This window comes from Brucella sp. 22210, assembly GCF_052045675.1.
In the GTDB taxonomy this organism is placed as follows: domain Bacteria; phylum Pseudomonadota; class Alphaproteobacteria; order Rhizobiales; family Rhizobiaceae; genus Brucella.
This window is the reverse complement of the sequence record NZ_JBQEPD010000054.1, coordinates 1-12,728: the sequence shown is the minus strand read 5'-3', so window position 1 is coordinate 12,728 and position 12,728 is coordinate 1. Positions and strand designations below refer to the sequence as shown.

The window sequence follows — 12,728 nt, the reverse complement described above, 5'->3', positions numbered from 1 at the left end:
TCGCCACGCGTTACGACAAGAACCCGGACAATTTCCTTGCTGCTGTCAAACTGATCGCTGTCCGCATCTGGTGCATCAGTTTATGAGTCTACGCCCTAGGGCCGGACTCGGTCGCGAGGCGAGCATCGAAGAGATTGCGGGCGAACTGGAAGTTTCTCCCGGAAAGATCAAAAACGTTCTCGCTATCCCGGGCTCCCCTTTCCCTGCTGTTTCGCGATTACTGGTCGATGACAGAGTTCCGCTGCCCGACCACCGACACGACCTGTCAAACCTGCGCTCCCTTACGAGCGAAATGCTTTTGATGCTGCCGGCGAGAACGGAGCGCGTACTTCGTCTCCGTTTCGGTCTGGGGGGCGTTGAGGAGCACACGCTCGAAGAGGTCGGAGAGAAATTCGACGTGACAAGAGAACGCATCCGGCAGATCGAAGCGAAGGGCTTGCGAATTCTCCGGCACCCGAACAGGTCAAGGAAACTGGAGGCGTTCCTTTGAGTGGACCGATCACAGGTGCGAGAAATGCGCCACCGCGCGCCAGCGCCATGATCGAGGCACTGCGCGGGCTGGGCTACTCCGCAGCCACAGCGCTTGCTGACATCATTGATAACAGCATCGCCGCCAATGCCACGATGGTCGATCTCACGTTCGTCTGGAACGGGACATCGAGTGCCATTTCCATTCTCGACAACGGCGATGGAATGGATGACGTGCTTCTTGATCGGGCTATGCGGCTCGGTGAAAAGGGTCCCCTCGAAGAACGCGGCAAGAGCGATCTCGGGCGGTTCGGCCTCGGTCTGAAAACTGCCTCTTTTTCGCAGGCACGACGCCTTACCGTAGCATCACGGAAAGCTACAACGTAATGCTTGCCCGTGAGGGGACGACGCCAGCCAGACTGCGACAGATCAAGGAAGCTATCCCGCCCGGTCGAAAGATCACAAAGACCGATCTGGCGAAGTACGTTCAGGCCTGGGGCCGAAAGCCCCAAATCGTGTCCCTCGGCAACCAGAAGAACTTCGACCGCTTCATGTCGGATGACGACACGGTCACCTCAGTTGTTCCAGACGTCTTGAAATACAAGCACGCGATTGCGCAGGCTATCCTTTTTCGAACGGCTCAGAAGATCGTGCGGGCCGGGGGGTTCCAGGCGTACCAGGCAAATATCACCGCCTACACTGTCGCGTCATTGTCTGAGATTGCCGGGAGCAGGTTGTCGCTGGATGCCATTTGGCAAAAGCAGGGCCTGTCATCGCAGCTTTCCGGGTACATCAGCAAGCTGGCCGCGCGGGTGAACGATATCCTGCGGGACGATGCGGGTGCCCGTCAGGTATCGGAATGGGCTAAAAAGGACGAATGCTGGGAGAGCCTGAAATCATCGTCGCTGCCGCCGCCTCCTGGAGATATCCCTGAAATATCGCGTACTCACTCATGACGGGCGGTGTTCTCTCATCAGCGTTTAGTGGTGCTGTGTTCAAACGATTGAGTGCAGTCGAGACGGACATCACTCGCTCCAACCAGCACGAGTTTAACGGATCAAAGCCCCTTATCGGACTGTTCGGGAAGGAGCATCCGCAAAAGTTGCCAACAGACTTCATCAGGATGTCAGACGACGGTGGTGTCCTGGCTGAAACCGGGATGCTCACCTGGTACGATGCTCGGGCTCGGCATCCCACGCGATCCGAGTACAGGCTGTACTACTACGACAATTTGGTGACCGCGAAGGCGCGCGAAGGCGACGTCCTCCTTATCGGTAAAAGGCACGACGGTTCGACGCTCGTTTTAATGGCTCCCGGTTCCGGCTTGGCGGCAGCCCGAATTGCATGGTTGTTCGGAATCGAAGTTGAGCCAGGTGCCGCGTTTGCCGCTCTGGACCTCAGTGAAGATGAGCGCTCGGCCCTTGGTGATGGTTTCGGAATTTCGCCAGACATAGGATCGTTGTGGGAAAGCGAGCTGGATCCGGTTTTGTCGGATGATGGAGAAGGCGGGTTGCCGGCTGTCCGGGCGGTACAGCAGCTTGTCGGCCAAGAAAGAGACTGGAAGAGTGGTGGTGACTGGCTGACCGCATCTGGCGAAGAAAATGGTTCTTCATCGTCGCTGAATGACATTGCTCATCGGCTTGCCGGTTCCGGCTCTGGGAAGTTACCTAGTAAATAACGATGAGCCGGGAAATCGTCGTTCGTCTAACCTTCCCTCTTTGCTTGGGATCTCTCAACGTCAACCTGGCGTAGCGAAGAAATTCTTTGCTTTAGCATATCTTTGATATGCATATAATTCTCGCTACCCTTTGCCATGTGGATGTGAACTGCCTTATGGCAGTTCGGGCATAGGAGGGCGAAATCTGCGGCTGTGACCCTGTATTCTACAGTTTTGCTCGCGATCGGGATAATGTGGTGGGCTTCAATATAGGGAGCGCCGTAGCGCAAGTTGAAATCGTCTTCGCATATTTCGCATCGGGATGCGTTTTTGCTCTTAACCAGGCTCACAGCCAGTGTGCTTCTTTCGGTACGGATGTGTGTGACATACGTTTGACGTCCTTCCGGCAGTGACCAATTATCGGCATCCGGCACATCTCCGATATTGGCCCACCGCTCTAGCGTGACGAATTTCGTTTCAATGGAGGCTACGGCAAACAGTCCTTCGAAGTGCCAGTTTCTCCCACGATCCGAGAAAAGCAGGATCGGATATCCTGCCTGGGGCTGCTCCAGCAGGACCCTGTTTGCTATCTCATCGTAGGAGATGACATCCTTCCTCGCCTTGAACGAGTAGTTGTAAGTAGTCATTGTCTCGTCGTGCCAGCCATCGTGCTCATATGAGCCAGGACGGGTTTTGATGATAACCGCACGGGTTTTCTCTCCCGACATGATCCAGTTTATCCCCTGCTGTGGGGTGTTGCCGATAACGAAGTCCGTTCCATCGTAGTAGGGGGATTCAGGGACTTTCGAGAACTGGATTACATCAAAGAGATTTCGCTTGCTGATCATCACGCCTTGCTTGATGTCGAGTATTTCCTTCGCGCTACTTAAGATCATGGGAATTTCTCGACATTCTGCGGTGACGGTTGACGTCGCTGGCGGTCCTCTTTCCAGAGGTAGCGTGCGTAGTTTACTTCCCGATTAATTACAAAAGCGCAGACAATACCACTCTTCTCGATGACGAGATGCCACTCAGCAGATAGGCCTTCAATATGCTCTTGAGCGGATACGAACCCGCGACCCATGGTTCTTCAGATACCTCGAATCCATCAACTCCTGCGGCGTCCAAGGTATGCTGATAGCTGGCCAACCGGGTCTTGGCGTCATCGAAGCTGAGGGGCAGGCTCATGCTTTCTGATCCACTACAAGAATGCCGGAAATATCTTTCTTTGTCCCCCCGAACTCTTCCCAGAAGGCGTGATCAATATATTGCGACAGAACGCCGTCGGACTCGCGGCGCTCACGTGCCTGCCCGGCAAGGCGCACCACGTAGTCCGGCACCTCGCGAATCTCAGTTTTCCTCGGCGAGCCTTTGTCGCTATCGTTGGTTGCCGCCCGAATAGATAATGCTTCGAAATTTCTGGCGACCGATCCGGGGATATCGAGGCCGGCTCGAAGACATACCAAAGTATGCCAGGGTTCAAGCACCCTGCGCAGGTCGCTAATCGTATCCTTTCCCAACGCTCTGACGTCGTCAGGCCTTGCGATCGTACACCCCCAGAAGCTGGGGCCGCGATAGTCGTGCCTACAGTTATTGGAGTGACCGCCGAAGCCTCCTTTCGGAGCATCGAAATTGTAAAAACAGTAAAGCGGTATGAGACCGGCGTGGTTCGCTTCGAGAACCAGCTTGTCCAATTGTGCGAAGGGGGTCTTGTGTTTGAACAGACTTTGATATCTTCCATTCGGAAAGAGACGTTTAGCCTGTACTCGAAAGCCAATACCTTTCCCATTACGAATGAACCACCATTCCCAGTCGGCTCCATGTTTGGCTTCCTGAGGTTTGGTTGCCGGAACAATGACCACGTCTTTGCTGTGGTGCCTCTTCGCGATGTTGTACAGCGACGTCTCGGTGATGGTCTCCTCGCTCAGAGACATGCCAAGCCTTTGAGCGTCATTCATCTGATTCCAGACGCGGCCCGCTTCCTTACGAAAATTATTGCATATGGACATCGCTCCCCCTGGGCCCAAGTAATGAAAAAACTATGACTGCCTACCATGTTCCACTAGGGGTACAAGTTCACCGCGGGCAGTCCATGCTTGAAACCTTGTCGCTCCGAATTACTTGCACCAGGCTAGTCCGTAATATTCTTTGGGGCGTGAGGTCCTTGAGCAGCTGCTCGGATGCGCCCACCAAGAGCGTCGTCAATTCCTGCATGAGAACTCGACGCAACGCTGATCTAGGCCTACTGAGCAGGCGGCAGCATGCGAACGCATTCATGGATTACGTACTCGGGGATACTCTCGAACTTATGTGGGTTGAGCTGCATCACGTACTCATTCTCGATGTGGTAGGATTCGTTGATAAATTTGCGGATCACGTCATCATCGTGCTCAATATTGAATATCCGAAAAAGCTGGATTTTTTCGTAGCCGACATCCGTAGCCGCAAATTTAGCGCGGATTGCGTTCACGTCGTTCACCTCGGCGACGAGCGCATCGTAGTTGAACCCCGGCAGGTGTTCTCTTCGGACACTATCCTCCGCGACCTTCTTTTCTTCTGGGGTCATGTTTCGATTATCGGTTGCCGTCTGTATCGTAGGAACAGCGCGGCCTTTGAATAAGCTCGCTAGCAAATTGTATTCCAAGCCGAGTTCATCGCGTAGCTCATAATCTCGTCGCAGATAAATGGCCTGCAGGATCGGATCCTGCAGCGTCGCTATGTTTGCTCTGCAGACTCTCGCAAAGGTTTGAATGTCTTCCCTCGCGATTGGTACCTCTTTTACAATGCCCTCGCGCGACGAAAGAAAAGATGCCGACGGCTTTGCCGCTTGAAACACGTCTTTGATACTTTTGATAACGTCTATGGCGGGTTCGATGTCATGAGTCATCAAAAGGGTAGTCCGCCCTCGCAAGCTTGCTTTGCCCTGGAAAAGCTCATGCAGGATGGCAAACTTCTTGTTCTTGTCAAAAGATGAAATAGGGTCATCCAGTACCACCAGGTCGGGGTTTTCGCTCAGCACTTGATGCATGAAAAGAACCAACGCGAATGCGTTCTTCTCGCCGTAGCTTAGGTGCTTAGACGCAGTTTCCAGGTGACCGGCAAGATCGCGATGCACCAGTTTCATTTTGTAGGATTGCTCTTCGGGAACAATTTCAACGACGTACTTGTAGCCGGCCGATTTCAGGAAGGTATTAATACTGTCTTGATTGGCCTCTATCGCCTTCTTAATCTTGGCTTTGTGTTTGTTAACTTTTCCGGTCAGCTCGCCAACCTTCGCAAGTAGCTCTTCAAGTTGCGCGTTGACGGGGTCTGTGATGCTCCGGGTCTCAAGGGAATCAAGCTTGTCCATGAGCGCCAAGTCGATTTTCAGTGGAGTAATCTTCTCGCTTATCTGATCTACGTCCCGCAGGGCAAAAAAGGAGATAGCCCGGAGACCTTCCAACTGAGTGATCATTCCGTCGATCTCAGCCTTGAGGCCTGTGAGGAAACTTAACTCGGCCGCCGTCAGGTCAACATTGGTCTTTGTAACCTTCTGTAGATTCTCGCGGCACTTCTCGCTGAAGTACTTGCCAAGCCTTTCGATTACCGCTCTGAGCGTGTTGAGGTGGCCGACCGCCGTGGCGTCGAATTCCTTCTCGACCGCGAGGGCTGTGTCTTTTTGTCCCTCATTAACTAGCGGCGTGGCGCAATAGGGGCAGTTGTCGCCCAGCTTCAGATACTCATTGCCCTTGATCTGCCATCCTATCCATTTGGAAGGTTCTTGGCTCTTGATAAAGTTCTCAAAGGGCTTCAGCGCTTCGGGGATATTCTCGGTCTTGTTGCCGGTGCCAAATGCCCTATGAATTTTGCTATTCTTTGGAATGCTACCAGGTTTCGACTTCCCAAACGCATCGCGCAGTTCCTTGAAGTCGGAAATGGTCTGTTCGATTTCCGCATTGTTGGTAAGCGTCTGCTTCACGCCAATTAGCAGAATGTCGATGGCTTCCATCGCCGCGACATAGTCCGGCGTTTTGATGAATATGTCGAAGCTATTCTTGAGAACTTCATCTTTTTGGAAAACGAATTGCTGGACATAGTCATCGTCAAAGACAAGGGCGGAAGTCAAACCGCCTATGCCTTGCACAGACGGCACCGGTGCATCCGCCTTGCCCCGGCTTTTGAATGGCGTGAGGTCGCCAAGAGTGCCATCTCCGCGAATTTGGCTGACAATGGCTTTTGCCAAAGTGCTTTTGCCAAGGCCGTTTGGCCCATACTTAATATTCAGCGTTCCTTTCACTACGCTGATTTCAGCATGATCCACGCTGTTACAGTTGTTGACGACAACAGTTATTTGAGTCATGCACCGCCTCCGTATTCCAGGCGGTGAGCCTATGCACCAACGGTCTGATTCGCATGTAGTGAGTAAGGTTAATCCACAAAAATACTTAAATTATTACTCAAATTGGCGGGTCTTGCGGGTGCTTCCAGCACGACCTATCCGGTCCGCGACCGAACAGTTTCGTATACTAGGTTTCGGCAACTCCAAGGTCAGCGGTGAGCAAGAGCGTGTAAAACTTGTGCTGTGACATTCGTCTTCTCCGCAAATGGCAATGTCATTTGAGCCATCCAGCCTAACATAAAGCGTGCCGTGACCGAACGCCCCGCTTGTTTGGCCCAGATTCAGCAGCAAGCAATGCGACTAAGCAGCCGAGGATGGACGCAGAAAATCACGTCACAAAGGGCATGATATCGATGCCGTCACCTGGAAACACCGTGATATGCGGATGATCCTGAAACAGCTTGGCCGCAGCATCCGCGGTTTCAGCGTCCACCACCAGATAACCGCAGAACGGATTCTTGGCTTCCGCTATCCCCTGTTTTGTCACCCGCGTTGTCTTCCCCACCATGCCGCCACGATCAAGGATGACCGCAGCGTTGTGTTCTTCCCACGCCATCCATTGGGCTATCCCCTTCGCATCGACCGCGTCCTGCTCTGCTTTTGACAGGCGTCGAAAGGATGCCAGGTCTTCGGAATTGATTGTATATACAGCCAGAAATCTCGGCATCGGTATTCCTCCCTCAACTTTTAAATACTGTCAGTTTAGCGTCACTGCGTCGGAAATCACGCCTTATCGCTCGTCGAGATCATGCGCAGGCGAGAGCGGCCGATGAAGCGACGTCTGCCGAACTTGTAACGGATGCGCCCCGCTTGCCGAAGGCTTCCAAGCTCCCAGGTTAGGTGTTGACTGTCATCGAGGTTCATCGAAGAGGGCCCAAAAGCCGTGTTTTCGTCCGTGAATCTTTCGTAGGCCTGCGATGTAGACATCGTGCGGAACCATTGCGCTGTAATCGGATATATGACGAGCCAATGCCCCACATTCCAGCAAATGGCGCGCCGCGTGTTTGTACCGGCTGGACCGGCCACCATCGAGCGTGAAGTCGATCATCGCCCGAAGAAGAACGCTTGCCGACAAGGGGAACTTTTGCGCAAGTTTCTCTGCGGCGGCCGACAAGAGCTCATACAGGTCACCGTCCATTTCTGATGCGCGGCACAGAACGAGCTTTGATGCTTCGGGGAACGATGGATACCGAATGAAGAAAGAAAGTGCCTGGTTTGCATCCGGAAAGTGCTGAACATAATCGAATGCCTTCTCTTCGGCTTCCATGTCATCAAAATCAGGAAGCCGCTGTAAATATGCGCGCAAGAGTTCAGCATTGAGTGACTGCTCAAAGCTATTCCAGCGAAACTGTTGCGCCTCATCTGTGCGCCCGAGGGCTTCCAGGGTTTCCGCCCGCTTTGCTTGCCACTGTGACGAGATTTCACGCCGATTGTCGAATTCAGCTTTATCGAGCGCATTGAGCGCTTCTTTCGCCCGTCCTTCTGACAACAGCCGCTTGGCTATTCCAGTCGCGACCGTTGCAAACGCCTTCGATGCCTCCGATTGTTGTGCAATATAAAGATCCACATCGCCAAGCGCATCCGCTATTTGCTCAAGCGCAACTTTTACCGTGATCGACTGACCTCTGGCATGAAGCTCTTCGCGGTAAATAGGGCCATTCATGCTCCAGCCGACAAACTGCATGTCTGCCTCGGCAATCCTGGACTTTGGTTCTTTTTCGCAGCGTTCAAACGCATTTTGAAGTTTTCTGAGACCCGTCTCCCCGAGCACGGGAGCCATTGCATCAATCAATCCGTCATATTGACCGTAGCCATTATCCTGAAGAGCAGCGACGATTTTGTCGACCAGACGCTGCGTCGAAACCTTTGCCAGCGCCGCGATGCGTCCGGCATCGTCACATGCTGCATGAAAACTTTCAATCAGTGTGCCGCTGCCATCATGGGATCGTTCGAATATCGGATCGGCAAGCAAAAGAAACTGCCAGATCAGTTCAAAGGCTTCGTCCGGATCAGAAAATGCGATTTTCTCAGCAATCGTTTTCCGCTGCGCTTCCAGATCGGCTTTGACCGATTTTACCTTTTGCCAGTCAATCCAGCTTTTTGCGCGCGCAATACTACCCAGGCGCTTACGGACTTCTCTTGCCAGTTCCACCCCGCTTGCATTGCCAACGAGTTCCATGCGAAGACGGCGCTTGTGATTGGCGTTACCGGTGCTGATTTCGATCAACAGTTCGGCCAAACGTTCCACGCCAAGCGCTTCAAGGTTTTTTGCATTCAGGGTCGTCTTCGATGCCATCGATGACCTCTTCTATAGATGGATCACATCGCCCTTTCATCGAGACGCGTCAGAGCGGCACTGGCGCGCGCCAGCGGCAAGGTCTTCAGAGGCAATAGGTCGAGATCGTAACGCATTGAAAATATGGTAAACAAATTCACATACGGACACCAGAGAATATTTAATGTCCGGCACTGAGGATGCTTTCGGGTTAGCCAAATAACATCCGATAAGTATAGGTTATCGGATGTTATTGATCTCAAGCCGCAAATCAGTGAAAGTCAGGGCTAAGCCGCGCCGAAACACTCGACACGATTGCTGCTGTCTTGCCTATGAACCGGCGCGACATGCTGGCAGGCATATTGACCGATGAGGATGTCGAGACGCTGCGCCATCTGGTCAATGAAGGCATGGGCGAAAACACGCTGCGCGCGCTAACCTCGGATCTGGCCTATCTCGAAGCCTGGGCGATGGCTGCGACAGGCAATCCCCTGCCCTTCCCGGCGCCGGAAGCCTTGCTCCTGAAATTCGTCGCCCACCACTTATGGCGACCGCAGCAACGCGAGATCGAACCCGATCACGGCATGCCCGTCAGCGTCGAAGACGCACTGCGCGCAAATGGCTTTTTGCGCGTGTCCGGACCGCATGCGCCCGCAACCGTCCGCCGGCGTCTCGCTAACTGGTCGACGCTGACCCGCTGGCGCGGGCTGGAAGGGTCGTTTTCATCGCCGTCCGTCAAATCGGCCATCCGGCTTGCGGTGCGCGCCCTGAACCGACCACGCAGCCGCAAGAGTGCCAATGCGATTACCGGCGATATTCTGGGCAAGCTACTGGCAACCTGTTCCGGAGAGGATCTCACCGCCTTGCGGGATCGAGCTATCCTGATGGTAGCCTTTGCCTCGGGCGGGCGCAGGCGCAGCGAAGTCGCCGGACTGCGCGTAGAACAGCTTGTCAAACAGCCCCCTGTCACCGATGAGGACGGCCCTCCCCTCCCCTCGCTCGGCATCCATCTAGGTCGCACCAAAACCAGTGGTGCCGATCACGATGAAATCGTCTATCTGACCGGCCGACCCGTCGAAGCCCTGACCCGCTGGCTGGAAGCAGCCAGGATCGACAAGGGCAGCGTGTTTCGAAAAGTCGATCGATGGGGCAATGTGTCGGTGCGGGCATTGGAACCCAGCGCCATCAACCGGATCGTCAAGCAGCGCGCCCAAATGGCGGGCCTTGATGCCACAGAGTTCTCCGCCCACGGCCTGCGCTCCGGCTATCTCACCGAAGCGGCCAATCGTGGTATTCCGCTTCCCGAAGCGATGGAGCAATCGCGTCATCGCTCCGTGCAGCAGGCATCCGATTATTACAACAATGCCAAGCGGCGTAGCGGACGCGCGTCGCGACTATTGTAATGAGAAACTGACCATAATTCATCGCTCAAAAAGCCTCTCATCTACTTAATAGGAGACGCTTCTCTGTGAGATTATATTGCATAGGCCATGTAGTCTGTTGGCAATATAGCTGTTCCTGATATATAAAACTGCAACGCAGTGGCTGACTGCGCATCAGGGGGCAGTAATGGGGCAGAATTTTTCTAAAACCGATTCTTCGCGCGCACAATATTCTCGGCAAAGAAAGCAGCTATTATGGCTTTCGTCCGTTGCCCTCACTGCTTCAGTCAGTTTGCCGCTTGCAAGCCACGCAGAAACTTGGGTCACAGGTCCTGGACTCTGGTCAGACTCGGCTCGATGGCAGGAAGGCACTGTGCCCAACGCGCCGGGGGCACTTGCAACCTTCAACGCAGTGGAAGGCGTCGGTTTCAATGTCAATCTTAACGGACAGCAAGCCACCGTTGGAGAGCTCAATATTCTGGGAGACGTGTTTGGCGGATATTTTTTCAACAATGGCACACTGACATTTTCTGACGTCGACGGGCGTGCGGTCGTAAATGTCGTCGCCCACAATCTAACGCATATACAGGATTTCGGTTACCCCAACTCCGTCAGCGTCGAACTGGCATCAGATACCGTTTTTGATACGATAGGCGCGTCTGCAACGCTGCATTTCGGCTCCGTCGCTGCAATTTCAGGACCCGGAGCCTTGATAAAGCAGGGTTTGGGAACACTGACATTGTCGGGGAGCAATATTTACACCGGCGGAACAACTATATCAGCTGGTACTTTGATCGCCGATCATCAAGATAGCGGTAATGTCATCGACGCAATGGGCACTGGACTGATCACGCTCAATGGTGGCCGTCTGCACTCTTCCTCTAGCAGTTCAACGCTCAACGATTACTTGATTGTTGCTGGCACAACGAGCACAATCAGCACGGCAACAGGCACTACGCTCTGGCTGAATGGTGGCGGCGGTCAGTATCTTTCCCTTCAAGGCGATGTGGTAATTGGAGCCTCCGACGGTGCTGGAACCGTCGTCATGGACGTCATCGGCACGCCTACAAGCTCTGATGCGACCATAACAGTTGCATATGGTCGTCTTGTAAACGGGAACAGTTCGCTGGGAAATATTACGGCCGTAGCTGGCGCAACACGCGTGGCGTCAGGCGCAACGCTTGATATGTCCGCCTTCGGTGGCACAATTCGCAACCTTCAGGAGGCTGCCCCAGGCAATGGCGGCGCAGTCACATGGTCTGGTGTTCTCAATGTTCAGGGTGGAAGTTTTTCCGGCCAGTTTGACACTTCGATAGGAGGTGCACTTGTCAAAAGGAGTGGTGACACTCTTCTCCTCAACGGCGACAACTATAATTTCAGGGGCACGACCTCCGTTGCAGACGGCAAACTGATCGTCGGTGACGCCAACAACAGCAGTGCTGTGCTCGGTGGGACCATCAACGTTTTATCCGGTGCGACCCTTGGCGGGTACGGCTCGGTTGGCGAAACGACGGTTCACTCAGGCGGTATTTTGTCGCCCGGCAATTCCATCGGCATCCTGACTGTCGATGGCAATTTGACGTTCGCGCGTGGCTCACTCCTTGAAGTCGAAATTGCAGCCAATGGCCCCTTCAATCGTCGCTCCGATATGGTGGGCGTGACAGGCATGGCCACGATTTCGGGCGGCATGCTCTCCGTTTCTGCCATCGATCCCAAAACCAGTTATCAGAGCGAGCAGAAATATACCATTATGCACGCAGACGGAGGTGTCAGCGGAATTTTTGATACTGTTGTGTCCAAATCAGCCTTTCTCAATCTGTCTATGAATTATATGGCGAATGATATTCTTCTAAATGTAGCCATCAAGGAAGATCCGGTAGTACCTGTCGATCCTGAAACGCCAACGCCCGGTACACCGGTGGACCCGGAGATTCCCGGTCCCGGCACGCCTGTACCTGAAAAGCCCTCCCCTGCCCTCTTTACGACGGTCGCTCAGACCCGCAATCAGTATGCCACGGCTGGCGGCCTGGATACGTTGGCGCAGACGGGTTCGTCGCTGGCCTTGTACAATACGCTGCTGATGCTGTCGGCCGATGAGGCGCGTGCGGCCTTCGACAGCCTTTCCGGCGAGGCTTATGCTTCCGCCACGGGCGTGCTGATCAACGACAGCCAGTTTATTCGCAATGCAGCCTTTGGTCGTCTGCAACAAGCGTTTGGCGGCGCTCCGGCAACGCCGATCAATGCGCTTTCCTATGCCGGAGCGCAAAGGCCTGTTTCGGCGTCCGTCTCGGCCATCGATGCCGTGGCTCCGGGCAGCATTGCTCCTTCTCAAAATCTCTATACCGCCTGGGGCTATGCCTATGGCGCTTGGACGAGGCAGGATAGCAATAGCAATGCAGGATCGGTAAAATCCTCTGTTGGCGGCTTTGTCACCGGTATCGACGGTACTGTGCTCGACACATGGCGTCTCGGCCTTCTGGCCGGCTACAGCCATTCCAGCTTCGATGGGGATGATCGCGCTTCATCGGGCAGCAGCGATAATTATACCCTCGGCGCCTATGCGGGAAC

The 12,728-nt window shown here is 54.0% G+C and carries 12 protein-coding genes and 1 pseudogene; 7 read left to right on the top strand and 6 right to left on the bottom strand.

Features of this window, described 5'->3' with window-relative positions; translation table 11 throughout:
• The 5 genes and pseudogenes from ACTJKP_RS24855 to ACTJKP_RS24835 form a co-directional block, all read left to right on the top strand.
• A pseudogene (locus ACTJKP_RS24855) lies at positions 1-86 on the top strand (IS5/IS1182 family transposase); the annotation flags it as partial.
• Positions 83-490, top strand: a complete 408-nt coding sequence (locus ACTJKP_RS24850; RefSeq protein ID WP_440632583.1) for a sigma factor-like helix-turn-helix DNA-binding protein — start codon at positions 83-85, stop codon at positions 488-490. The pseudogene ACTJKP_RS24855 and the gene ACTJKP_RS24850, both read left to right, overlap by 4 nt.
• On the top strand, positions 487-855 hold the full coding sequence (locus tag ACTJKP_RS24845; RefSeq protein WP_440632581.1) for an ATP-binding protein: 369 nt from the start codon (positions 487-489) through the stop codon (positions 853-855). Before ACTJKP_RS24850 ends, ACTJKP_RS24845 begins: the two co-directional genes overlap by 4 nt.
• Positions 855-1,424 carry an AIPR family protein gene (locus tag ACTJKP_RS24840; RefSeq protein WP_440632580.1) on the top strand — a complete coding sequence of 190 codons (570 nt, stop codon included), beginning with the start codon at positions 855-857 and terminating at the stop codon, positions 1,422-1,424. The genes ACTJKP_RS24845 and ACTJKP_RS24840 overlap by 1 nt, the downstream gene beginning before the upstream one ends.
• Entirely contained in the window at positions 1,421-2,146 is a 726-nt protein-coding gene (locus ACTJKP_RS24835) for a hypothetical protein (protein WP_440632579.1), read from the top strand. The genes ACTJKP_RS24840 and ACTJKP_RS24835 overlap by 4 nt, the downstream gene beginning before the upstream one ends.
• Positions 2,147-2,172: 26 nt before the next feature.
• Here the strand turns inward: ACTJKP_RS24835 and ACTJKP_RS24830 are convergent, their stop codons facing one another.
• The 6 genes from ACTJKP_RS24830 to ACTJKP_RS24805 form a co-directional block, all read right to left on the bottom strand.
• Entirely contained in the window at positions 2,173-3,021 is an 849-nt protein-coding gene (locus ACTJKP_RS24830; protein WP_440632578.1) for an HNH endonuclease, read from the bottom strand.
• A gap of 88 nt (positions 3,022-3,109) precedes the next feature.
• Positions 3,110-3,313, bottom strand: coding sequence for a hypothetical protein (locus ACTJKP_RS24825; protein ID WP_440632577.1), 204 nt, complete (start codon positions 3,311-3,313; stop codon positions 3,110-3,112).
• The gene (locus ACTJKP_RS24820) at positions 3,310-4,134 is read right to left on the bottom strand and encodes a DUF6615 family protein (RefSeq protein ID WP_440632576.1); all 825 of its coding nucleotides are present in this window, start codon (positions 4,132-4,134) and stop codon (positions 3,310-3,312) included. The genes ACTJKP_RS24825 and ACTJKP_RS24820 overlap by 4 nt, the downstream gene beginning before the upstream one ends.
• Before the next feature lie 233 nt (positions 4,135-4,367).
• Complete coding sequence (locus tag ACTJKP_RS24815; RefSeq protein WP_440632575.1) at positions 4,368-6,464, bottom strand: AAA family ATPase; 2,097 nt, start codon at positions 6,462-6,464, stop codon at positions 4,368-4,370.
• Between the two features lie 367 nt (positions 6,465-6,831).
• Complete coding sequence (locus tag ACTJKP_RS24810) at positions 6,832-7,170, bottom strand: hypothetical protein (protein ID WP_440632574.1); 339 nt, start codon at positions 7,168-7,170, stop codon at positions 6,832-6,834.
• A gap of 183 nt (positions 7,171-7,353) precedes the next feature.
• Positions 7,354-8,799: a DUF6880 family protein gene (locus ACTJKP_RS24805; protein ID WP_280992370.1), complete on the bottom strand. Its 1,446-nt coding sequence runs from the start codon at positions 8,797-8,799 to the stop codon at positions 7,354-7,356.
• A 311-nt stretch (positions 8,800-9,110) separates the two neighbouring features.
• Here ACTJKP_RS24805 and ACTJKP_RS24800 point away from each other — a divergent pair, with 311 nt between their 5' ends.
• Both ACTJKP_RS24800 and ACTJKP_RS24795 read left to right on the top strand, forming a co-directional pair.
• Positions 9,111-10,181, top strand: coding sequence for a site-specific integrase (locus ACTJKP_RS24800; protein ID WP_440632582.1), 1,071 nt, complete (start codon positions 9,111-9,113; stop codon positions 10,179-10,181).
• Positions 10,182-10,533: 352 nt separating this feature from the next.
• The coding region (locus ACTJKP_RS24795) for an autotransporter outer membrane beta-barrel domain-containing protein (protein ID WP_440632573.1) at positions 10,534-12,728 on the top strand (2,195 nt) is incomplete at its 3' end.

Bases quoted from the DNA above. Each gene is read 5' to 3' on its own strand.
- ACTJKP_RS24840 (WP_440632580.1), top strand. From the start codon at position 855: ATGCTTGCCCGTGAGGGGACGACGCCAGCCAGACTGCGACAGATCAAG.
- ACTJKP_RS24850 (WP_440632583.1), top strand. From the start codon at position 83: ATGAGTCTACGCCCTAGGGCCGGACTCGGTCGCGAGGCGAGCATCGAA.
- ACTJKP_RS24835 (WP_440632579.1), top strand. From the start codon at position 1,421: ATGACGGGCGGTGTTCTCTCATCAGCGTTTAGTGGTGCTGTGTTCAAA.
- ACTJKP_RS24815 (WP_440632575.1), bottom strand. From the start codon at position 6,464: ATGACTCAAATAACTGTTGTCGTCAACAACTGTAACAGCGTGGATCAT.
- ACTJKP_RS24820 (WP_440632576.1), bottom strand. From the start codon at position 4,134: ATGTCCATATGCAATAATTTTCGTAAGGAAGCGGGCCGCGTCTGGAAT.
- ACTJKP_RS24825 (WP_440632577.1), bottom strand. From the start codon at position 3,313: ATGAGCCTGCCCCTCAGCTTCGATGACGCCAAGACCCGGTTGGCCAGC.
- ACTJKP_RS24805 (WP_280992370.1), bottom strand. From the start codon at position 8,799: ATGGCATCGAAGACGACCCTGAATGCAAAAAACCTTGAAGCGCTTGGC.
- ACTJKP_RS24800 (WP_440632582.1), top strand. From the start codon at position 9,111: ATGAACCGGCGCGACATGCTGGCAGGCATATTGACCGATGAGGATGTC.
- ACTJKP_RS24830 (WP_440632578.1), bottom strand. From the start codon at position 3,021: ATGATCTTAAGTAGCGCGAAGGAAATACTCGACATCAAGCAAGGCGTG.
- ACTJKP_RS24810 (WP_440632574.1), bottom strand. From the start codon at position 7,170: ATGCCGAGATTTCTGGCTGTATATACAATCAATTCCGAAGACCTGGCA.